Origin of the sequence: Aurantibacter crassamenti (genome assembly GCF_016811105.1) — a bacterium.
Lineage (GTDB): Bacteria > Bacteroidota > Bacteroidia > Flavobacteriales > Flavobacteriaceae > Aurantibacter_A > Aurantibacter_A crassamenti.
Window position 1 is genome coordinate 840,599 of the sequence record NZ_JAFBGM010000002.1, and the last position, 23,954, is coordinate 864,552.

16 protein-coding genes are annotated in these 23,954 nt (G+C 35.3%); 9 read left to right on the top strand and 7 right to left on the bottom strand.

Features of this window, described 5'->3' with window-relative positions; genetic code table 11:
* Positions 1-60: 60 nt before the first annotated feature.
* The 3 genes from JQC67_RS16305 to JQC67_RS16315 all read right to left on the bottom strand — a co-directional run bounded on the left by JQC67_RS16305 (position 61) and on the right by JQC67_RS16315 (position 4,764).
* Positions 61-783 (bottom strand): gluconate 2-dehydrogenase subunit 3 family protein, encoded by a 723-nt coding sequence (locus JQC67_RS16305; RefSeq protein WP_203253982.1) that lies wholly within the window; start codon positions 781-783, stop codon positions 61-63.
* 3 nt (positions 784-786) lie between these two features.
* Complete coding sequence (locus JQC67_RS16310) at positions 787-2,508, bottom strand: GMC family oxidoreductase (RefSeq protein ID WP_203253983.1); 1,722 nt, start codon at positions 2,506-2,508, stop codon at positions 787-789.
* A 135-nt stretch (positions 2,509-2,643) separates the two neighbouring features.
* Positions 2,644-4,764, bottom strand: a complete 2,121-nt coding sequence (locus JQC67_RS16315; RefSeq protein ID WP_203253984.1) for a thioredoxin domain-containing protein — start codon at positions 4,762-4,764, stop codon at positions 2,644-2,646.
* A 136-nt stretch (positions 4,765-4,900) separates the two neighbouring features.
* Here JQC67_RS16315 and JQC67_RS16320 point away from each other — a divergent pair, with 136 nt between their 5' ends.
* Positions 4,901-6,265, top strand: a complete 1,365-nt coding sequence (locus JQC67_RS16320; RefSeq protein ID WP_203253985.1) for a Gfo/Idh/MocA family protein — start codon at positions 4,901-4,903, stop codon at positions 6,263-6,265.
* A 2-nt stretch (positions 6,266-6,267) separates the two neighbouring features.
* Complete coding sequence (locus JQC67_RS16325) at positions 6,268-7,206, top strand: pyridoxal-phosphate dependent enzyme (protein WP_203253986.1); 939 nt, start codon at positions 6,268-6,270, stop codon at positions 7,204-7,206.
* Between the two features lie 55 nt (positions 7,207-7,261).
* Here the strand turns inward: JQC67_RS16325 and JQC67_RS19200 are convergent, their stop codons facing one another.
* Positions 7,262-8,785: a S41 family peptidase gene (locus tag JQC67_RS19200; RefSeq protein ID WP_203253987.1), complete on the bottom strand. Its 1,524-nt coding sequence runs from the start codon at positions 8,783-8,785 to the stop codon at positions 7,262-7,264.
* 192 nt (positions 8,786-8,977) lie between these two features.
* On the opposite strand from JQC67_RS19200, the gene JQC67_RS16335 reads away from it, so the two are divergent.
* Genes JQC67_RS16335 through JQC67_RS16350 form a run of 4 tightly spaced genes read left to right on the top strand, consistent with a single transcriptional unit; the run spans position 8,978 to position 16,660 of the window.
* On the top strand, positions 8,978-10,504 hold the full coding sequence (locus tag JQC67_RS16335) for a sulfatase-like hydrolase/transferase (protein ID WP_203253988.1): 1,527 nt from the start codon (positions 8,978-8,980) through the stop codon (positions 10,502-10,504).
* 39 nt (positions 10,505-10,543) lie between these two features.
* Positions 10,544-11,848, top strand: coding sequence for a Gfo/Idh/MocA family protein (locus JQC67_RS16340; RefSeq protein ID WP_203253989.1), 1,305 nt, complete (start codon positions 10,544-10,546; stop codon positions 11,846-11,848).
* A gap of 29 nt (positions 11,849-11,877) precedes the next feature.
* Entirely contained in the window at positions 11,878-15,120 is a 3,243-nt protein-coding gene (locus JQC67_RS16345; protein ID WP_203253990.1) for a DUF1553 domain-containing protein, read from the top strand.
* A gap of 16 nt (positions 15,121-15,136) precedes the next feature.
* Positions 15,137-16,660, top strand: a complete 1,524-nt coding sequence (locus JQC67_RS16350; RefSeq protein ID WP_203253991.1) for a DUF1501 domain-containing protein — start codon at positions 15,137-15,139, stop codon at positions 16,658-16,660.
* A gap of 5 nt (positions 16,661-16,665) precedes the next feature.
* Here JQC67_RS16350 and JQC67_RS16355 read toward each other — a convergent pair whose 3' ends face one another.
* From JQC67_RS16355 to JQC67_RS16365, 3 genes are all read right to left on the bottom strand, one after another.
* Positions 16,666-17,493, bottom strand: coding sequence for an amidohydrolase family protein (locus tag JQC67_RS16355; RefSeq protein ID WP_203253992.1), 828 nt, complete (start codon positions 17,491-17,493; stop codon positions 16,666-16,668).
* Between the two features lie 18 nt (positions 17,494-17,511).
* On the bottom strand, positions 17,512-18,960 hold the full coding sequence (locus tag JQC67_RS16360) for a tagaturonate reductase (RefSeq protein ID WP_203253993.1): 1,449 nt from the start codon (positions 18,958-18,960) through the stop codon (positions 17,512-17,514).
* A gap of 79 nt (positions 18,961-19,039) precedes the next feature.
* On the bottom strand, positions 19,040-20,692 hold the full coding sequence (locus JQC67_RS16365; RefSeq protein WP_203253994.1) for a UxaA family hydrolase: 1,653 nt from the start codon (positions 20,690-20,692) through the stop codon (positions 19,040-19,042).
* 148 nt (positions 20,693-20,840) lie between these two features.
* Between JQC67_RS16365 and JQC67_RS16370 the strand changes: the two genes are divergently transcribed.
* The 3 genes from JQC67_RS16370 to JQC67_RS16380 all read left to right on the top strand — a co-directional run bounded on the left by JQC67_RS16370 (position 20,841) and on the right by JQC67_RS16380 (position 23,700).
* Complete coding sequence (locus JQC67_RS16370) at positions 20,841-21,722, top strand: phytanoyl-CoA dioxygenase family protein (RefSeq protein ID WP_203253995.1); 882 nt, start codon at positions 20,841-20,843, stop codon at positions 21,720-21,722.
* Between the two features lie 468 nt (positions 21,723-22,190).
* The gene (locus tag JQC67_RS16375; RefSeq protein ID WP_203253996.1) at positions 22,191-22,685 is read left to right on the top strand and encodes a CAP domain-containing protein; all 495 of its coding nucleotides are present in this window, start codon (positions 22,191-22,193) and stop codon (positions 22,683-22,685) included.
* A 520-nt stretch (positions 22,686-23,205) separates the two neighbouring features.
* Complete coding sequence (locus JQC67_RS16380) at positions 23,206-23,700, top strand: CAP domain-containing protein (RefSeq protein WP_203253997.1); 495 nt, start codon at positions 23,206-23,208, stop codon at positions 23,698-23,700.
* Positions 23,701-23,954 lie beyond the last annotated feature (254 nt).

The following is a 23,954-nucleotide window of genomic DNA, read 5'->3' on the forward strand; positions in this document are numbered from 1 at the left end:
CCTCTCTATTTCTGAAAAGAATTCAGCCATCGAGAGGTGTTTTAAATTTTTACCTATTTTCTATGTAAGCAAATTACCTTCATCATCCCAAGTTGCAATGGTACCTCTTGTACTTTGATCAATGCATTTGGCAATCCATTCGGGGTCATAAGCTACGCCATGTTGATCTAAAACATCTTGCGGTACTCCATCCCAAACATTTGGCGTATTTCCTTTATATCCTAAATCAGCTATACCTACTTTTGAAGTGTAATAGCCAGTTACGGTAAGTCCACGCATCATATAGAAAAACTGAATTTCTAATGCTTGTTCATCAAGTGGCTTTTCAATATCATGCCAACAAATTTGATCACAAATTTCTTTTTTCTGTTCAAGCGTAACAGATTTAAACTCAGTACCATATTCGGTATTACTCTTATGGTCTAACCACATCAAACCACCTAATAAAGTTGGTGCCATAGATGGGATATCTTTACCCATAAACTCAACAAGTTCTGGAACACCCGCTTCAATCGGACCACCATGTGGTTCTTTCGGAGGAAGTATAACAACGCTTAACGCGGCAATTGTTTCCATTTCATGCTCATTAAATAATTGCTCCGCATTTAGTTCTTCAATACGCTTAAGTTCTGCTGGTGTTCTACCAAAGTATTTTTCACTACTTGCAGAAATAGCCTCATCAACAGCAACTTCACTTTCATTTTTACAACTGTTTAACGCAATGCCAGAAGTGGCAGCCCCAGCACCTAAAATTAAAGTCTGTATACTTTTTCTTCTATCCATAACTTATATGTTTTGTGCTTTTAATTGTTCGATAATATAATCAGATGCTCTCCATGAAAGCGCTAAAATAGTCCAAGTAGTATTCTTGTCTGGCTGTGAAGTAAAAGTACCAGCATCTACTACAAACACATTGTCTACTTCATGCAGCTGACTAAATTTGTTGGTAACACTTGTTTTGGGATCATTACCCATTCTTGTAGTACCTACTTCATGTATAATTTGACCACCGGCCAACAGACCATAATCTTTATCCTTTCCTGGTTTTTCTCCTAACGGTTTACCGCCCATATTGTGAATCAACTCTTCGAAAGTATCCTGCATATGCTTAGCTTGTTTAACCTCATTATCCGAATGCGAATAATTGAATTTTAAAACAGGAATACCAAATTTATCAACGGTAGTTGGGTCAATTGTACAGTAATTATCTTTTCGAGCAATACTTTCACCTCTTCCACCAAAGCCAATGACAGAACCGTAATACTTTTTAACATCTTCGCGAAGTGAATTACCATATCCACCCACTTTTAAATTAAAAAATTTATTGAAATCATTAGGGTTCCAACCAAATCCATAATTCGGTTGACCCATACCACCCCATACTTCAATATGATAACCACGAGGAAAATCAAGCTTAGAATGATCGCCCCACCAAGGTGAATACACATGCATACCGCCGGTACCATCTTCATTATATGAAGTCTTTCTATTCATTAAATCAGGAATAAAACCAGCAGCACTAGAACCGGTAGAATCATGAAGGTATCTACCAACAGCATCGCTACTATTGCCTAAACCATTAGGGTGTTGCTTACTTTTAGAATTTAGCAAAATACGAGCTGAACTACATGCTGAAGCAGCCAATACCACAACTTTTGCTTTAAGCTTATACTCTTTTCTATCGTCTTTACTTATATAAGATACGCCTGTTGCTTTACCTTCTTCATTGGTAGTTACTTCGCGAACCATTGAGTTTACAAAAATCTTCACTCTACCACCACTCTTCTGCGCTGGAAAAATTAAACAACTACCCGCCGAAAAATCAGCATATACAGAGCAAGACCTATTACATTGACCACAATAAAAACAAACACCACGATCGTTGTTTATTTTTTTAGTTAGCATAGAAAGACGTCCTGGAATAACAGGAATCCCACTTTTCTTAGCTCCTTTAATGTAAAAAAGCTCATGTAATCTTGGTTTTGGTGGAGGAAGAAAAAAACCATCAGGGTTATTATCTATACCTTCTTTTGTACCATAAAGACCAATCAGCTTATCAACCTTATCATAATATGGTTTTATATCATCATACCCTATTGGCCAATCTTCACCATGACCATCTTGAGATTTACCTTTAAAATCTTTTGGGCCGAAACGTAATGAAATTCGTCCCCAGTGATTTGTACGTCCACCTAACATTCTCGCACGCCACCATCTAAAATCCGATCCTTCTTCTTGGGTATAAGGTTCACCCTCAACTTCCCAGTCACCCCATGACATATCCCATTCACCAAATGCACGATCCGTACCAGCTCCTCTTCTAGGAGACTCATAAGGCCATTTCAATTGAGTTTGAGTTTTAGGGTCAGCAGGATCGAAAAATGGCCCAGCTTCAATAACTGCAACATTCAAGCCTGCATCTGCCAATTGCTTAGTTGCCATACCACCACCTGCGCCTGAACCTACGATAATTACATCATAAACCTCAGCGGATTCTTTTATCTGCATAATTTAAATTTTGTTGTTTGTTTTAGTATAGTTTGTTTTCAAGGGATAAGTTACTTTTTTCTATGAACATTAAAAAGCAAAATTTCATACTATTTGATAACGTACAATATTCTAAATATTGGATTTAATAGTAATTTAAAAATTTGCCAATTGCTGCAATGCCTCTTCTACGGTGCTCACCGGTAGTTTACAAGTGGTGTTTTGGCAAACATAAATTACCGTATCATCATTTGAAAATCTACCTTCAAATAATGGAAGATTACTTTTTGAAGTACTACCAACCAATAAAACATTCGTAATATCAGTAGCTTGAAGTTCATGTAACAAAGGCTCAGCGTTTTTGCCTACAACCGCTATTTCAAAATAAGGATATGCTGTATTTAATAGTAATGAATTCCATTTAGAATAACTTGTTGCACTTTCAGTAATTAAAGGTACCATAGCAGATAACATTTGTTTTGACTCCTTCATCATTTCAGTATCATAAACAATATGTCCGAGTTTAAATAAATTGTGAGCCATAACTGCATTTGGTGATGGTAAAACACCGTCATCAGTTTTTATAATTTTAGCAATTAATTCTTCTCCTTCATTATACTTGTACATTCCGGTAGTAGCATCAGAATATTTATTGTTAGCCGAAGTATTTAATTCTTGGGCCAATTCAAGATATTCTGTTTTCATAGTTGCGCTATACAAATTCAACAGCGCCTCAATCATAAAAGAATAATCTTCTAAAAAGCCTTCTTTACGTTGACTGCCTTCTTTATAAGTATGCACCAAATTAGCATTAGAATAACTTTTAGCTTTAATAAAATCTAAAATAGATTCTGCCATGGCCAAATGGTCTTTTTCGCCAAAAGCTTCATAAGACTTTATTAGTCCCTTTATTAAAAGAGCATTCCAAGAAGTTATTATTTTATCATCACTTCTGGGTCTCACTCTTTTATTACGAGCTTGCATCAACTTTTTATTCCAATTTAATTTTGCAGTCTGTAATTCAGTCTCAGAAAGTTTATTCGTTTCTAAAAATTCATCATCGTTCACTACTTTATGTAATACATAATTTCCATCTTCCCAAACTGATGAATTATTAATATTGTAATATGAAGCAAAAAGTTGAAAATCTGTATCTAAAACAGATTTTAATTCGTCCAATTTCCAAACATAAAACTTACCCTCTTCCCCTTCACTATCGGCGTCAATAGCTGCATGATAACCACCTTGATCATTTTTCATTTCGCGCTGTACAAATGAAATAGTCTGCAAAACTGCATCTTTATAGGCTGGTTTTTTGAAAACTTTATACGCTTTTGAATAGAGTTCGATTGCTTGAGCATTGTCATAAAGCATTTTTTCAAAATGGGGTACTTTCCATTTATTGTCTGTACTATATCTAAAAAAACCACCAGCGATATGATCATAAATTCCACCAAGTAAAATTTTATCTAAAGTTTTTTCAACATGATTTTTTGTTTCAATATCATCTGACAATTCTGCATAATCTAGTAGAAACTCAAGATTTACAGGTATCATAAATTTTTGGCTACCTAAGTCTCCTCCAAAATCAGAATCCCAATTCAATTTCCACTTATCAACGCTTGATTTTAAAGTCTCTTTGGTCAATAATTTAAAATCAGTTGCCGGTTGAATTAAATTCACTTCCGCAATACCAGAAGCAACCATATCAGCATATTCTGCGGCCTTTTCAGGGTCATCTTTATATAACCCACTTATCTTTGTAAGCACCTGCATCCATTGTTCCTTTGTGTGATAAGTGCCACCGTATAAAGGCTTTCCGTTGGGTAATGTAATAACATTTAATGGCCATCCACCATTGCCATTAATCAATTGTACTGCGGTCATATAAACTTGATCAACATCAGGGCGCTCTTCACGGTCTACCTTTATATTGATAAAATTTTCATTCATTATTTTGGCAACCTCCTCGTCTTCAAAAGTCTCGTCTTCCATAACATGACACCAATGGCATGAAGAATAACCAATACTAACCAAAACCAATTTATTTTCCTTTTTTGCATCTTCTAGTGCATTAGTACTCCATGATTGCCAATTAACAGGATTATGCGCATGCTGCAGTAAATACGGACTGGTTTCATCAATCAACGCATTCGTATACTGATGTTGTTCACCTGAATTAGTATCTGACTTTTTTTCTTGACAAGTAGCAAATACAAACAAAAACAAACAAGGTAATGCGAGACTAACTTTTTTTCTAGAAATCAAAATATTCATTAACAGTTTTATAGAATGACTAAAATAGTACAATGAATTCATTTTAACTTCCGCCTAAATAATAAAATCAATAATTAAACGAAAAATTGTACTTTGATAAGCTGAAAAACTCAACTAAAGAAATTATCAACCAATTATGGAAAATAAAAACCTCGGTCGAAGAAACTTTATTAAAGGCACAACGGCAGCATTTGCTTTTACTTCGTTAGGCGCCTATGCTTTTGAATATGGCCCAAAAGACAAACCATGGAAAGTTGGATTAATTGGCTCAGGGTGGTACGGTAAAAGCGATTTATTTCGATTAATACAAGTTGCAAATGTTGATGTAGTTGCATTATGTGACCCAGATAAAAACATGCTTTCTGATGCTGCTGATTTGGTTCAAAAAAGGCAACGTTCTGGAAAAAAACCAAAAATGTTTAGTGATTATCGAAAAATGTTGGCTGATAAAAAACTAGACATAGTTCTAATCGGGTCACCAGATCATTGGCATGCATTACAAGGCATTGAGGCAATGAAATCAGGAGCACATGTTTATCTACAAAAACCTATTAGCGTTGATATAATTGAAGGTGAAGCTTTAGTTGCAGCCGCTAAAAAATATAATAAAGTTGTTCAAGTGGGTATGCAACGTAGAAGTACCCCGCATTTAATTGATGCCAAAAAGAATATAGTTGACGCCGGACTTCTTGGCAAAATTTCACACATTGAGATTTGCTGTTATTATCACATGCGTGACAAAGGAAACCGGCCAGTAGTAGAAATTCCTGATTTTTTTGATTATGATTTATGGACAGGGCCAGCACCAATAAGAGAATTTGATGGCGTGCCCCATAGAAGATGGCGAGCCTTTATGGAGTATGGTAACGGAATTGTTGGTGATATGTGTGTACATATGTTTGATACGGTACGATGGATGTTAGATTTAGGATGGCCAAAACGAGTTAGTTCTCATGGTGGAATTTATGTTCAAAAGGATGCCAAGGCAAATATTTCTGATACACAAACTGCCATTTTTGAATTTGATGAACTTAATTGCATTTGGGAACACCGTTCATGGGGCACAGCTAGTGATCCGGATTATCCTTGGGCATTTAAGATTTATGGCGATAAAGGCACACTTAAGGGTAGTGTTCAAAAGTATGATTTTATACCAGTCGGTGATGGTGAAGAAATTCATAAAGATGTTATTTATGAACGAGAAAAATTCCCTGAAGATTTAACTGAAAAGGATATGGAACTTCATGTAGCACCAGCATCACGAGGCCATATGATAGATTTTTTAAAAGCCATTGAAAACAATACTAAGCCAGTTGCTGACATAGAACAAGGCCATATTTCAGCAGCAAGTTGCATACTAGCCAATATGTCAATGGAATTAGGTAGACCGTTAGTATATGATCCAAAAAGTATGACTATAATTGATGACCCAGAAGCTACACAGCTTCTACAACGAAACTATAGAGCACCCTGGAAACATCCGCACCCTGATAGTGTTTAAAAATGAGCAAAAAGGAAATTTTAGAAGCATGCCAAAATCGCATTACACCCTATATTCATAGAACTCCTGTTTTAACTTCTACAGCAATTAATGATTTAGTTGGTGCATCTCTATTTTTTAAATGCGAAAATTTTCAACGCATGGGTGCATTCAAAATGCGAGGCGCAACTAATGCTATTATGCAATTAAGTGATGCTCAAAAACAACGAGGAGTAGTGACACACTCTTCAGGAAATTTTGCACAAGCCGTTTCTTTAGCGGCTAAAAATTTAGGTATCTCAGCAGAAATTGTAATGCCTTCAAATGCCCCCGCAGTTAAACAAAATGCAGTGATTGGCTATGAGGGAAAAATAACACTTTGTGAACCAACTTTAGAAGCACGGGAAAATGCCGCTCAAAAAATAGTTGCTGATAAGGGAGCTACTTTTATTCATCCTTCAAATGACATTGATGTTATATACGGTAATGCCACTGCTGCAATGGAGTTGTTGGAGGATCAGTCAGAACTTGAAATACTATTTGCGCCAATTGGCGGAGGTGGACTAATTGCAGGCACAGCACTTGCAGCTCATTTTTTTGGTAAAAATTGTAGTGTTATTGGTGCAGAACCCGAAGAAGTAAATGATGCCTATCGTTCATTACAAAGTGGAAAAATAGAACAGAATAAAAGTGCTAATACCATTGCCGATGGTTTGAGAACTACCTTAGGTACAATTAACTTTCCCATTATTCAAAACTATGTTGACCATATTATTACTGTTACTGAAGAACAAATAATTGCAGCCATGAAATTAATTTGGGAACGAATGAAAATCATTGTTGAACCTTCAAGTGCCGTAGCGTTAGCAGCAATTATTGCTAATAAAGCTACGTTTCAAAACAAAAAACTAGGCATTATTATTTCAGGTGGTAATGTAGATTTAAAGAATTTACCATTCTAAATATACTCAGTTTAAAAAATACTTTTTAAGGTAAATCTGCAGTCAAACAACTTTTTTAATTTCCCTCTCTAATGTTGTTTAAAACCCATTCAAGTTCAGGGTCTCTTTTTTGTAGTCGATCCTTTTGGGTTGGTATTATTTGAACATCTGGTTTAATTCCATAACCAATTGGATCTGTATGAAACGGCGATTCTATATGCAATAGTCCAAATTTCATGCGCACCTTTGAATTCGGTAAGGTAACATATTTAGACTGACCAGCAACAGTACCATTATAACCACCACCTGTTTCTTCACCCACAAAAATTGCTCTATTTGTAGCTTGCAAATTGGTTGATAAAATTGAAGAAGCAGAAAAGGAATATCCGTTTATCAAAACATATATTTTTCCATTGAAATTATTCTCTTTGGGCTTTTTTAATTTTGAGTTGCTCAATTTGTAATACCTTTTTTCGCCTTTCTTTTTTACATGAAATAAATCATAAATTAATAAACCAGGTATTGAGAACAAACGAATGGTTGCATCTATAAATCCTGAATATTCTAATGAGGTTGTTGCTTTTGTTGCCGGTGTTTTTGTAAGTGCTTCGGCATCATTTACAAAGTTGAAGGGTTTTAAAGCCAAATAAGCATATAGGTTTTCTATTTCATCAATGCTACCACCACCATTATCGCGTATATCAATTATTAAATTAGCAGATTTTGCTGAATCAATTTTGGCAAAAGTTTCTCGATAAAATTTTCTTTGATTACCATCACCAAAAGCTCTAATTTTTAAATAGGCAACAGAATTATTCTCACCAATAAATTCAAAATTTCGCAGATAATAATCTCTTGATGGTACATAGCCTCTACTTCTTCCTGCTTTCTTTTTCGATTTTTGTTTTGCTTTATAAGCAAGTTTTTCAGCCTTAGTTGGTGTTTTAGATTCACCAATTGTTGCGCTATCTCTTTGGATAATCCTACCTTTTTTTATCCATTTAAATTTCTGAAAATAAACAGAATCTCCCTTCTTCAAAAGCAACATTAAACTATCTCTATAGCCTTTATCTGAATAATAAAAATTAGTGAAATTACGACCTACATAACGGTCATAATATGTAGAATTAAAACCATCTGAAGTAGATAGCGCTTTGTATTTATTCACCAATTTACCAGCTGTTTCTTTACCTACTGTCAATACCTGGTCTCCAACAATTGTGGAGTCGTGTCCCATGGTTGATTTTATCCATAGCTTCTTATCAAGGACTTCAAAATCTAAATCATTAAATTCAAATTTCATCTTACGTAAAACTTTAAGTTGAGCTCTTGAAAATCTTTGTGTAGGCGGTCTCAACATCAAATGCCCTTGTCTAATTTCTTTTAAAACTAAGGCCAAACGTTCGTAAAATTCATTACTAGGCATTGGGTGATTTATTTCATTTTTAAGAGCATTAATTTTTGAATCAAGCGCAGCCCTTGAAATGTATTGATTTAGCCTGGGGTGAAATTTTTGCAATTGTGAATAGGCCTTATCTACATCTTGATGCAATTCTTCAACCGAATGCAATGAAGAAATTTGGGCATTATATTGTTTCACACCAACGCAAGATGTGAAACAGAGATATACAATGCAAGCCGAAATAATATATTTCATAAAATCAAAACTACTATTTCTGTTATTTAATAACACCTGTTATACCTTTTAATGTTGAACATTGTAAAATTTGGCTCTCGAAATTATAATGCTTTATTATATTTGAAGAACACGACTAAACTAACTTATTTCACTATGCTTAAAACCAAACATTTCTTTTCAAAAATTGTGTTCTTATTTTGCTCATCAATGCTATTCTTTTCATGCAAAGAAGAACAAAAACAAACGCCACAGAAACCTAATATTGTTTTTGTGTTTGCAGATGATCTTACCTATACCGCAATCAATGCACTGGGTAATTCTGAAATAAAAACGCCAAACCTTGACCGTTTAGTTCATCAAGGCACAACTTTTACGCATGCATATAACATGGGAGCATGGGGTGGCGCGGTATGTGCTGCTTCAAGGGCGATGATTATTTCAGGGCGTAGTGTCTGGGATGTTAATGATTTTAGACAAAGTTGGAAAGAAAATAAGAATTTCGATAAAACATGGGGTAAACTTATGGAAGGTGCTGGTTATGAAACCTACATGACTGGCAAATGGCATGTTGATGCTCCTGCCGATTCTGTCTTTCAAAATGTTGTTCATATCAGACCCGGAATGCCCAGAGATGCATGGAGCCATCAAGGTACCATTCCATTTATTAACAAAATGATTGAAGATGGTAAATCAGCAGAAGAAATTCGCGCTGCAGGCTACAATAGACCCATAGACGAGAATGATACACTATGGTCGCCAACAAATAAAGACTTTGGTGGTTTTTGGGAAGGCGGTAAACATTGGAGCGAAGTAGTAAAAGATGATGCTTTAGGTTTTATTGCGCAAACTAAGAAAAGTGAAAATCCATTTTTCATGTATCTAGCATTTAATGCGCCACATGATCCTCGGCAAGCTCCACAAGAATTTTTAGATATGTATGATATTGATAATATCAGTATTCCTAAAAGTTTTTTACCCATGTATCCGCATAAAGATGGTATAGGTAATGGTACTTGGTTACGTGATGAGGCATTAGCTCCTTTTCCAAGAACAGAGCTTGCAATTAAAACACATACCAAAGAATACTATGCTTTAATTAGTCATTTAGATGCCCAAATTGGAGGTATTATTGATGGACTTAAATCAACTGGAAAAATGGATAACACCTATATCATTTTCACTTCTGATCATGGGTTAGCAATGGGCAAGCATGGGCTTCTTGGCAAACAAACACAATTTGATCATAGTATTCGATCGCCATTTATCATTGTTGGCCCTGACGTGCCAGCAGATAAAAAAATAAGTGCAGACATCTATTTACAAGATGCCATGGCCACTAGCTTAGATTTAGCTGAAGTACAAAAACCAGACTATGTATTTTTCAACAGTATTTTAGATCTTGTTCATGGTAGTAGAACTACTAGTCATTATGATGCTATTTATAATGGATACGTAGATTATCAACGAATGATAAGAAAAGACGGTTATAAATTAATCGTATATCCAAAAATTAAAAAAGTATTGTTGTTTGATATGAACAACGACCCAGAAGAAGTCAATAATATAGCCGAGTTACCAGAGCAAAAAGAAAATGTTGAGCAGTTATTTACAGACCTTTTAGCGCTGCAAAAACAAATGAATGATACACTTGACATTTCATTTGTGATGCCAAAAATATAAAATTAAGTACCTTGTCGTTAGACCACAAAGACCAATGATATGAAAGATCCTAAAAAAGCAAAAAATGAATTATCCCGTAGAAAATTTATAAAACGAACAGCACTAACGGCCGGAGCTATTACAATAGTACCCAGATTTGTACTTGGAAAAGGATTTGTTGCTCCAAGTGATAAAATAAATTTAGGATTTATTGGCTTGGGAAAACAAACATCAGGCTTAGCAAGAGCTTTTACTGAAAATACCAATGCGCAAATAGTTGCTGGTTCAGATGTGTGGTCTACAAAGAATGAATGGTTTAAGGGTCACGTAGAAAAAATATATGCGGATAAAAGAAAACAAAGCGGATATAATGGCGTATCAACTACTGGTGATTACAAGGCACTATTAGCACGACCAGATATTGATGCAGTAATTATTGCAACGCCAGACCATTGGCATGCAATTCAAGCAATTGCGGCAATGAAATCTGGTAAAGATGTGTATTGCGAAAAACCTATGACCTTAACCATCAAGGAAGGTATTGATATGGTTTCAACTACTAAAAAAACAGGAGCCGTTTTGCAAGTCGGTAGTATGCAACGTTCTTGGCAAAAATTTCAAAAAGCAATTGAACTCGTAAGTAAAGGTTATATAGGCGAAGTGTCAAAAGTATTGGTAAATGTTGGAGACCCTGCTATTCCTTTTAATATGGAAACCGAACCAACACCTAAAGAAGTAGATTGGAATACATGGTGTGGTCCAGCTCCACTTCTACCCTATAATAATCGACTATCACCACCAACCAGCGATGGTTTTTTTCCTGATTGGCGTAAGTTTAATGAAACTGGTGGGGGCATTTTAACAGATTGGGGGGCACATATGTTTGACATTGCACAATGGGCATTGGGTATGGATCGTTCTGGACCAGTACGTTTTGAACCACCTACCGATAAGAATGCAGTTCGAGGTATGAAAATGATTTATGAAAACGGAATTGAAATGATTCATGAAGATTTTGGCCGTGGTTGGGGAGTTCGTTTTATTGGTAGTGAAGGAAATTTAGATATCAGCCGTAGTTATTTAGAAACTGATCCGCCAACAATTTTAACTGCAGAACTAGAAGCTTCAAAAACTATACTTGATGAATCTAGAGGTAATCATTATCAGAATTGGATTGATGCTATTAAAAATAGAAGTCAACCAATATGTGACGTAGAAATAGGACATCGCTCTGCTAGTGTTGGCAATATCTGTAACATCGCATATCAACTTGGCAGACCATTAGATTGGAATCCTGAGATAGAGAAATTTATTGGTGATAAAGAAGCCAATAAAATGAAAAAAAGAAAATACAGAAAATTCTAAGCGAATTTCACAAAACACAATTATTCTTAATGGCTAAAATTTTTAATTACCTTTCTCTATTAATTCTGATAGTTACTGTTTCATGTGGCGGACCTGAATTACCAGATGATGTTGCATTAGCTTATGAAAAACTACCGAAGCAATTAGATTTCAATCAGCACGTAAAACCTATTTTATCAGACAAATGTTTTTTATGTCATGGCCCTGATGAAGCTAAAATTTCGGCTGGGCTGCAACTACATTTACCTGATTTAGCTTTTAAAGAATCGGAAAATAATCCGGGTAAATATGCAATTGTACCAGGTAATGCTGGCAGCAGTCTTATGATTGACCGTATTCTATCGGATGACCCAGAGTTGGTTATGCCAGTTCCCGAATCGCACTTAACGCTAACCGAATATGAAAAAGCTGTGCTTGTTCGGTGGATAGAAGATGGTGCCGAATATAAAGATCATTGGGCCTTTATTTCTCCTAAGGAGCAAAATCCTCCTAAAGTAAAATTAGAAGATAAAATTGTCAACCCTATTGATAATTTTATTTTGGCAAAATTAGAATTAGAAAATTTAGAAACCAATGAGCGTGCTAACAAAGAAACAATTCTTAGACGTCTAACATTTGATTTAACAGGCTTACCGCCTACTCTTGATGAAATCAATACTTTCATTAATGACGACTCACCCAATGCTTTTGAAATACAAGTAGATAGATTACTTTCTTCACAGCATTATGGTGAACAAATGGCTTTAGATTGGATGGATTTATCGCGCTACGCGGATACAAACGGTTACACAGTAGATCGTTATCGTGATGTTTCGCCTTATAGAGACTGGGTCATAAAGTCGTTCAATACTAATGTACCCTATGATCAATTTATCAGATGGCAACTAGCGGGTGATATGATGCCGAATGCAACCAAAGAGCAAATTTTGGCAACCACATTTAACCGTTTGCATCCACAAAATGGTGAAGGTGGAATTATTGATGAAGAGTTTCGTTCAGAATATGTGTCTGACAGAACCAATGTTGTAAGTGAAGGGTTAATGGGCTTAACTATGGCTTGCGCAAAATGTCATGATCACAAATACGATCCTATTTCGCAAAAGAACTATTTTGAAATGTATAGTTTCTTTAACAATCAACAAGAATCAGGTCAAATATCTTATGATTGGTCTATGCCCGCACCAACATTATTATTGCCTAATAAGGAGCAAGAACAATTTTTAAGTTATATAGAAAAACTTATAAATGATAAAGAACAAAATGTTAAAGTAGCATCAACAGCTGCAGAACAAGAAGCTCAAAAATGGATAAATAATGAGGGTTATCAAAAAATAAATCCGAACCAAACACCGAAGGGGTTAATTGCCAAAGTTGATTTTAACAATGGACAATTGGTAAATAAAATCAAACCGTTTCAGAAAGGTAAAATGGAACGACAATATTCTACTAATCAAACTCCAAGTTATACAAAAGGTTTTGATGGTAAAGGTTTGCAGTTAGATGGCGATGCCTGGCTAAATTTAGGTAAAGTTGGTATTTTTCAACGCCATGAACCTTTTAGCGTTGGTATCCGAATTTATGTGCCGAAAGATTTAGAAACTGGTGTTATATTCCATAAAGGAATTGGTGCCAAATTATTCAATTTCAGAGGGTATCATCTTGCAATAAAAGATAATAAGATAGAAGCACTTTTAGCTCACTTACATCCTGGCAATGCAATTGTAAAATATTCATTAGATGATATTCCTAAAGAAAAATGGATACAATTGACCATGACGTATGATGGTTCAAGTACTGCCAATGGCTTACATATTTATTTAGATGGAAAAATATTAACTACCGAAACTGAAATTGACAACCTGTACAAAGACATTGTATTCAATAAAAAAGCACATGGAATGAAAGGGGTCCCAGACGATCCGGGCTTACAAATTGGTGCACGTTGGCGAGGCAAAGGTATTGGTGGTGCTGTGGTAGATGATATTACCGTATTTGAAAGAGAATTAAATGCTTTAGAAATTTTACAAATAGCCAATAAAACTACAATTGAGAATTTAATTAAGAAACCTATAAATCAGTTATCGACAAACGAAAAAAATGATTTATTGAAGTACTATATTAAAACCAATTCTAAAACCTATACCGATGCTTCAAAATCACTAAAGCAGACTCGAAAAACTTATGTTGATAGTGTTGATCGAATACAAGATATTATGGTGATGAAAGAAATGAAATCACCTCGTCCATCATTTATTCTTGAACGTGGTCAATATGATGTACATGGTGAACAAGTTTATCCGAATACTCCAGAGAAAATATTTGCATTTCCAGACAGTCTTGAAAAGAATCGTTTGGGCTTAGCCAAATGGGTTACCGATAAAGCAAACCCATTAACAGCAAGGGTTGCCGTAAATAGATATTGGAAAAATATTTTTGGCACAGGCTTAGTTCGTACAGTTGAAGACTTTGGTAATCAAGGAGAATTACCAAGTCACCCTGCCCTACTCGATTGGTTGGCAATTGAGTTTATGAATTCTGGTTGGGATGTCAAAAAATTACACAAATTAATGGTCATGTCAAATACGTATCGCCAATCTTCTGTGGCAAGTTCTGCGCAACTGTCAGTTGACAAGCCAAATCGATTATTAGCGCGAGGACCTTCAAAAAGACTCACAGGTGAAATGCTACGAAATAATGCATTGGTTGCCTCTGGATTAATGAATAAAACTATTGGCGGACCTAGTGTTAGTCCGTATCAACCCAAAGGCCTTTGGAAAATTAATGGTTCGGCATATCAGGAAGATACGGGTGAAAAATTATATCGAAAAAGCATGTACACCATTTGGAAAAGGTCTGTACCTCATCCTACAATTGCAACTTTTGACACCCCTGACCGATCCCTGTGTACGGTAAGAAGACAAGAAACAAATACGCCTTTACAAGCTTTGGTTATGTTAAATGACCCTACGTATGTTGAAACTTCTCGTGTTTTAGGGTATACTATGTTATCCTATTCAAACGTAAAAGAAGGCATAGCAGCTATATTTAAAAAATTGACAGGTCGAAATGCACAGGATAAAGAACTAAACCTATTGGCCGATTTACAGTTAAAAGAATACGAAAATTTTAAGTCTAATAAATCAAAAACAGATGGATGGCTTAATACAGGTGAATTTCGAATTTCGAATAAAAATGACGCAGCAATGGTGGCTGCAAATGCTGTAGTAGCTAGCACCATAATGAATTCTGATGCAACAATTACGAAGCGATAACAAAAAGAACTAATGTATGTGCGATAATCATGACATTTTAAGGTCCAACAATAAAGACCTTCAAAAAATTGAAAAGCAATTAGATAGAAGAAATTTCTTGACAAAAACTTCAATGGGACTTGGTGCAATAGCGTTGGGATCCCTTTTAAATGCTGATAAAGCTTGGGCATCTGTTAAAGGCACTGATTTGAATGCTTCAAATGCAGATGCTATCTTAAAATCTTATAATAAAAATCGACTTGGTTTACCACATCACCTCCCAAAAGCGAAGCGAATAGTTTACTTATTTCAAAGTGGTGGTCCCTCACAAATAGATATGTGGGATTATAAACCCAAGTTAAAAGATATGTTTGGTCAAGACCTTCCTGATTCTGTCCGCCAAGGCCAACGACTAACAGGTATGAGTGCCGATCAAACAAGCTTTCCGATGGCACCGTCAATTTTTAATTTTAAGCAACACGGTAAGTCTGGTAAATGGGCAAGTGAGGTATTACCCTATACCTCAGAAGTGGTTGATGACTTATGTTTTATCAAGTCAATGCAAACGGATCAAATAAATCATGACCCGGCCATAACATTCATGCAAACCGGAAATCAACTTGCAGGTAGGCCTTCAATTGGATCTTGGTTAAGCTATGGTTTAGGCTCAGAAAATGAAAATTTACCAACCTTCATTACCCTTATTACCAAAAATATGGGCGGGCAGCCTCTGTATTCGCGTCTTTGGGGAAATGGTTTTTTACCCACTGAACATCAAGGTGTACAATTTAGATCCGGCAAAGACCCCGTTTTATACTTGAGTAATCCAGAGAATTATGACGGGCAAGATCGTAGGCAAATGTTAGATTACTTAGGTCAACTTAATGATGTGCAAAATGATGTCTATGGTGATCCAGAGATAAATGCGCGAATGGCCCAATATGAAATGGCATTTAGAATGCAAACTTCAGTACCTGAGGTTACCGATATGTCAGATGAACCTGACTATATTTTTGAAATGTATGGTGAAGACAGTAGAGACCCAGGCACATATGCCGCCAATTGCCTGATGGCTCGTAAATTACTAGAGAAAAATGTGAAGTTTGTACAATTATACCACCAAGGCTGGGATCAACATATTGGCTGCCCTGGTGGCGTAAAAGCACAAAACAAACGCACCGATCAAGCAAATGCTGCGCTAATTAAGGATTTAAAACAACGTGGAATGCTAGAGGATACCTTAGTCGTTTGGGGTGGTGAATTTGGAAGAACAGTGTATTCACAAGGGCAATTAACTCCTGAAGATTATGGTCGAGATCATCATCCAAAAGCTTTTACCATGTGGATGGCCGGAGCCGGAGTTAAATCAGGTTATACCCACGGTGAAACGGATGATTTTAGTTACAATGTGGTAAAAGACCCCGTACATGTGCACGATTTTCATGCAACCTTAATGCACTTATTTGGTGTTGACCATGAACGTTTAACTTTCAAACATCAAGGTCGCAGGTATCGCCTAACGGATGTACATGGGCATGTGGTGAAAGATTTGTTGACCTAGGCGAATTATAAATTATAGAATTTTATTGCATTATCACCCATAATGGCTTGTTGTTCTGAATCACTAAGGATCCCGATAAAATCAGTTACCAATTTTTTCGCATCACTGTAATTACCGGCAACCAGACAAACTGGCCAATCAGAACCATACATAAGTCTTTCAGGACCAAACGCCTGCAACACCAAGTTCATATAAGGTTGTATTTGCTTTGGTTTCCAGGTTTTATAATCTGCTTCTGTTATCATTCCTGAAACTTTACAATGTACATTCTCATGTTTGGCAATCGCTTTCATTAAAGTTGCCCATCCATCAAAAAAGCCATCTTTTATGTACGGTTTAGCGATATGATCTATGACAAACTTTAGATGCGGAAATTGTTTTACAAACTCTAGTGTAGCCCCTAATTGATGCGGAAAAACCAAAATATCATAAACGTAATCATACTTTTCTAGAAAAGATACACCTCTTAAAAAGTCTTTACGCATTAAAAAATTATGGTCAGCTTCACCTTGAACAATGTGACGCCATCCTTTTAATTTCTTTTCTGCATGATATTTTTCTAAAACAGTATCAACTTCTGCTGAGCGTAAATCTGCCCATCCTACTACTCCTTTTATAAAATCATTTTTATTGGCTAACTCTAATAAGAAATCCGTTTCACTTAGAGTTTGATCCGCTTGCACTGCAACACAGGCATCAACTCCGTTTTCAGCAAAAACTTCTTTTAAATCAGCAGGTAAGAAATCGCGCCGAATGTTCGCCATTTCATCGTCAATCCACGAATGCTTTATGGCATCATATTTCCAAAAATGTTGATGTGAATCTACTATCATGACTCAATTATTTTTTAACTATAAGAGTTGAATTGAAGCCGAAACCCCTTTATTTTCTATATTTTCAATATTATTCAACACAGCATTTGTTAGTCCTTTTAACTCCGTTAAATCTTCCCCCCAAATACTAGTATTACTAAGTATAGTTGTAATGGCATCTGCTAATGAGATTTCATTGGCATCTACTTTAGAATAGATAGTATTAAAGAAATCAAGCACAACTTTATCATCGTTCAATTCTATCTTTTCCCCATTGAATTCACCCTTATAAAAACGAATCAACGCGGAAAGACCAAATACTATTCGTTTGGGAAGTTTTCCTTCACTTTCATTATAATCTTTTAAAGTCGGAAGCAAACGAGCTACAAACTTGGAAGTGCTATTCAATGAAATACTAATGAGTTGATGCTTCAATAGTGGATTTCTAAAGCGATCCAAAACAGCTGAAATGAATTTTTGTTTTACTTCAGTAGGAAAATCTAATGTTTTTGCAGCCTCTTCTTCTAAAAGTGATTCTACAAAGTTAGAAACCGTAACATCATCCATGGCCTCTTTAACAAATCGAATTCCAGCTAAATAACCAACGGGCACCATAGAGGTATGTGCACCATTAAGAATACGCACTTTCATTTCACGATATGGAGCAAGGTCATTAACAAATTCAACATTTAAATCTGTCTGAGCAAACGGCATTTCTTTTTGCACTATATCATCGCCTGCTATTACCCAACTATGATAATATTCACCTGCGACTAAAAGGTCATCTGCATATTTTGTTTCACTTAAAATTTCCGCTGCACGCTCTTTTGGATATCCCGATACTATTCTGTCTACCAAGGTACTACAGAAATAATTTGAAGTATTGATCCACTTTATAAAATCATCATTCAAATTCCAATAATCTGCATATTCCAGAACCGCATTTTTTAATTTTACCCCATTATTTTCATTTAGTTCACATGGTAATAAAATACATCCTTTGGTAGCATCACCATTAAAATATTCAAATCTTTGTAAAAGCCAACGGGTTAATTTTGCAGGGAATTCTTTAGGTGGATTAGCATCAAAAGTATCATCAGAATTAAATTTAATACCTGCTTCAGTCGTATTTGAAACCACAAATCGCAGGTCTTTATTTTCCGCTAAAGCCAAATAAGTATCCCACTCATTATACGAATGCACAACTTTTTGAACGCAATCAACAATGGTTTTCTCAGCAACTAACTCCCCATTCTTAATTCCGTCTAATACAACTGTAAAAAGACCATCTTGAGCTTTCAATTCTTGATAATCACCTCTCTCTGTTGGTTTAACAACAACGACTCCGGCATTAAAATCCGTTTCATCATTTAAAACTTGCACCATCCAATCAACGAAAGCACGAAGAAAATTACCACCACCAAATTGCATGATTTTTAACGGTAATGTATTTAAACCTTCAACTGTTTGTCTATTTAATTTTTGCATCCTATAATTTATATGGCCATTAAACAAAGGCCTACTTTATAATTTTAGTGAATATAATTGAACTATTGCCCTAAGCATACTATAATGACAATCCTCTTTTCCAAGGAATAAAGTCTTCCTGTCCTAATCTTACAGCGGCTGTTACTTCTTCGCCACTAGCAACTTTAATAATGTATTCTAATAATTCTTCGCCTTTAGTTTCAATAGTGTCTTCTCCAGAAATAATACTGCCTGTATTAAAATCAATAAGATCTTTCATACGCTCAGCGAGTGCATGATTACTTGACATTTTGATTACAGGAGTAATCGGATTACCTGTTGGAGTACCTAAACCTGTAGTAAAAGCTATGACATTACACCCTGACCCAGCTAGGCCAGTTGTACTTTCAACATCATTACCAGGTGTACATAATAGATTTAAGCCTTTTTTGTTAACTGGCTCAGTATAATCTAAAACATCAGTTATTGGTGAAGTACCACCTTTTTTTGCTGCTCCAGCTGATTTTATAGCATCAGTTATAAGTCCGTCTTTAATATTTCCTGGCGAAGGATTATTCGCAAAAGCTGATCCAAGGGCTACTGCTCTAGCCGAATATGTATCCATTAAAGAAGTAAACTTCTGTGCACTTTGTTCTGTTTCACATCTATTTATTAATTCTTGCTCAACCCCATTTAATTCAGGAAACTCAGATAATACTGTAGTTGCACCTAGAGCAACCAATAAATCCGATGCATGCCCTAAAGCAGGATTGGCAGATATTCCTGAAAAACCATCAGAACCACCACATTCAAGACCTAAAACCAACTTGCTCAAAGGGGCTGGCATACGTTCAACCTTATTTGCCTCAATTAGCCCAATAAATGTTTTCTTTACAGCCTCTTCAATAAAATGCCGCTCACTTTTACTTTTTTGTTGTTCTAAAATATAAAGTGGTTTTGAGAAATTAGGGTCGCGTTCTTTAATACCGGCCTCTAATATTTTGACTTCCGCATTTTGGCAACCCAGACTTAATATAGTGGCACCAGCAACATTCGGATTCGTAATATACCCTGCAAATAAATTACAAAGCGTTTCAGAATCTAAACGGAAACCGCCACAACCACCTTCGTGTGTTAAGAATTTAATACCATCAACATTCGGAAATGTTCTATTTTGCTTAATTTCTTCGGGTGTTTTAATAATGTCTGCATTAATTAAATCTTCAGCAGAGGCACCATTCTTATAATTCTTGACTAAAGTTTCAGTATCTACTTCAAAATCTGTAGTCATATCATAACCAAGCGCTTTCAATAACGCTGATTTCATAACCTCAACATTTCTATTCTCACAGAAAACCATTGGTATAACAAGCCAGTAGTTTCCGGTACCAACATTTCCGTCAGCTCTATGATAACCATTAAAGGTTTTATTTTCCCAACGAGAAACATCAGGTGCCTGCCAGTCGGTTTTCTCACCACCAACACCATATTCTAATGATGCATGCACTACATTCTCTGTTGTAATGGTTTCCCCTTTAGCAATGGGTTTGGTAGCTTTACCTACCAAAGTACCATACATTGTTATGTCATCACCAACATTTAAATCATTAATCGTAAACTTATGTTTCGCTTGCGTATTAGTCGTTAACGTTAACGGAACTCCATTATGTTCAATAGTTGTACCCGCATTTAAATCTTTAAGTGCTGCTAGTACATTATCTTTAGGGTGAATTTGTAAAAATTGTTTTATCATGCTGTTTTAAAAATATAAATCTTCTTTAATATTAGTTGTGTTGGAAATGCACCAAAAAGCGAAATATGAATAAATTCTACTTTGAGCAGCTAAAAATACAATTTTGAAGTATAAATTTGATTAGAGAATCACAATTAAAACAAATACAATGAACACCGTTAGAGATTTAGCAGATAAGCACCGTTTAGTATCGAAAATGTTTAGTTGGCCCACGTCAAAAGAGGAATGGGAACAATATCGCCTAAGCGAAGACCAGATAACACAATTTCATGAGTTAGGGTATGTATCAAATATAAAACTCTTAAATGATGAACAAGTAGCAATTCTACGAAATGAACTAGATGAAATTAATGACCCGAAACACCCGGGCCACCATTTATTTTATGAATTTCACAGCAATGAATCTGAAGATCCTAACACCGTATTGTTTCATTCTTTAGGACATTGGAGACTTTCTCCAGGATTTCATGATGTAATCTGGAACCCAGCATTCGTAATGGCAGCGCATCAATTGTTAGAAAATAAATCGGTTCGTTTTTGGCATGATCAATTGTTTTGTAAACCAGCCAAACACGGAGGAGTTGTCGCTTGGCATCAAGATTATTCATATTGGACACGGACTATTGCAATGCAGCATTTAACGTGCTGGACGGGTCTTGATGACGCCTCAGTTGAAAACGGTTGTTTGCACTATATACCTAAGAGTCACAAATGGGGCTTATTGAATGCGCCAGAATTAGCGGGCGATATGAATGGTTTAATGAAGTCGCTTACGGAAGCGCAAAAAGCAGAATTTAAACCAGAACCCATTGAGATGAAAAAAGGATACGCTACTTTTCATCACCCCTTAATGGTTCACGGTTCTTATGAAAACAAATCAGAAATGAGTCGCCGTGCTTTTGTTTTAAACGTATTTGCGGATGGTACAATTAGTAATACAGATGATGAATTACTTCAAAATGTACCGAAAATAGGAAAAGGCAGAAAAATGGAAGGCAAATTTTTCCCTCTTATATATGAAAAGGAATAAGCTCAGAAGAATCATGTTTTAAATTCCCATACAAATAAATAGTCTCTACCTTATATATAGACCTGTTGTTCCCATAGACATCAGGTTCATCATTACCTTTAAATTAGTCCTTTAGCGTTCGATGAATGCTAAAGGACTTTATTATGGGATATGACTTCATACATCAAATCATTGAAATTTGATACAATTTGAAGATTTCAATGTCACTCATCTATCATTTTTATCCCCTTACCGATAGCCCCATTTTTTCACCTCCGTTTAAGTTCATTTTATCACCGATTAAGTGTCAAATCATGGGTGAAATACATCATTTATCAGATGAAAATTTTATCAATTTTTGATTTCAACAACATGACTATCAGTATTTTACACTTAATCTGACAAATAGAACCATACACATAGTTTATTGTCTTCTGATGTAGTACTCCACCTACTTTTACATCAGTAATAACAACAAAAATATAAGCTATGTTTCGTTTCAACCTTTTAATTCTTATCGCTCTTTTAACTTTAACTGTTTCTTGTTCTTCTTCTAATACTGAAGAAGCAGAATTATATACTGAGATTGCTGCTACTAATAGTAAAGCAGAAATTTCTGAAATTGAGCAAGAAGTAATTGATGCTGTAAACGGTTACAGAGCTTCTAAAGGTCTTTCTACTTTAAAGTTTAGCGCTGTAGCTTATGAATTTGCAAACGAGCATAACACTTATATGATAGAAGCTGGTAAAATTAGCCATGACAATTTTGGTAAAAGATCTTCAAAACTTTCTGTAGCTGCTAATTCTGAGTATGTATCTGAAAATTTAGGTAAAGACTTTTATAGTGCTGAACAAATTCTTGAAGCTTGGATCAATAGCCCAACACATAAGAAAGTAATGGAAGGTGATGTAAACTATACTGCTGTAAGTGTTACTGCTGATCAAAACGGAGTACTTTACTTTACGCAGTTGTTTATTAAATAAGATACCAACCAACACAAAACATAGTAAACGATTAGCTTATTTATTTTTAAGTCCCCTTTCTTGAAACAAAAGGGGGCTTTTTTTTCAACTTAATACCCAGTAATTTACTTATATATAGTATTAACTAGTTGAGACCATTTAAAATACCAAACATAAATTCAAAGAAATCTATAAAACAAGAATACATATTACTTACCTCCTTCATCCCTTCTACAGTAAATCATTCAAATTTGATGCAATTTGAAGGTTTTAATGTCACTCATCTATCATTTTTACCCGCTTACCGATAGCCCCATTTTTTCACCTCCGTTTAAGTTCATTTTATCACCGATTAAGTGTCAAATCATGGGTGAAATACATCATTTATCAGATGAAAATTTTATCAATTTTTGATTTCAACAACATGACTATCAGTATTTTACACTTAATCTGACAAATAGAACCATACACATAGTTTATTGTCTTCTGATGTAGTACTCCACCTACTTTTACATCAGTAATAACAACAAAAATATAAGCTATGTTTCGTTTCAACCTTTTAATTCTTATCGCTCTTTTAACTTTAACTGTTTCTTGTTCTTCTTCTAATACTGAAGAAGCAGAATTATATACTGAGATTGCTGCTACTAATAGTAAAGCAGAAATTTCTGAAATTGAGCAAGAAGTAATTGATGCTGTAAACGGTTACAGAGCTTCTAAAGGTCTTTCTACTTTAAAGTTTAGCGCTGTAGCTTATGAATTTGCAAACGAGCATAACACTTATATGATTGAAGCTGGTAAAATTAGCCATGACAATTTTGGTAAAAGATCTTCAAAACTTTCTTTAGCTGCTAATTCTGAGTATGTATCTGAAAACTTAGGTAAAGACTTTTATAGTGCTGAACAAATTCTTGAAGCTTGGATCAATAGTCCAACACATAAGAAAGTAATGGAAGGTGATGTAAACTATACTGCGGTAAGCGTTACTGCTGATCAAAACGGAGTACTTTATTTTACTCAGTTGTTTATCAAATAAGAAACCAACCAACACAAAACATAGTAAACGATTAGCTTATTTATTTTTGAGTCCCCTTTCTTGAAACAAAAGGGGGCTTTTTTTATATCCCATATTCTATTCTTTAGTTCTTATGCTATAAATCAACCCACCCCCACATTCATACTATTTTGTGGTTTGTGTAAGAATACTTGAAAACCAAAATTAACAGTTCACCGATAATAACATATCAAAATATGCATTTCATCGATTAAAATATGCATTTCATCGAATGC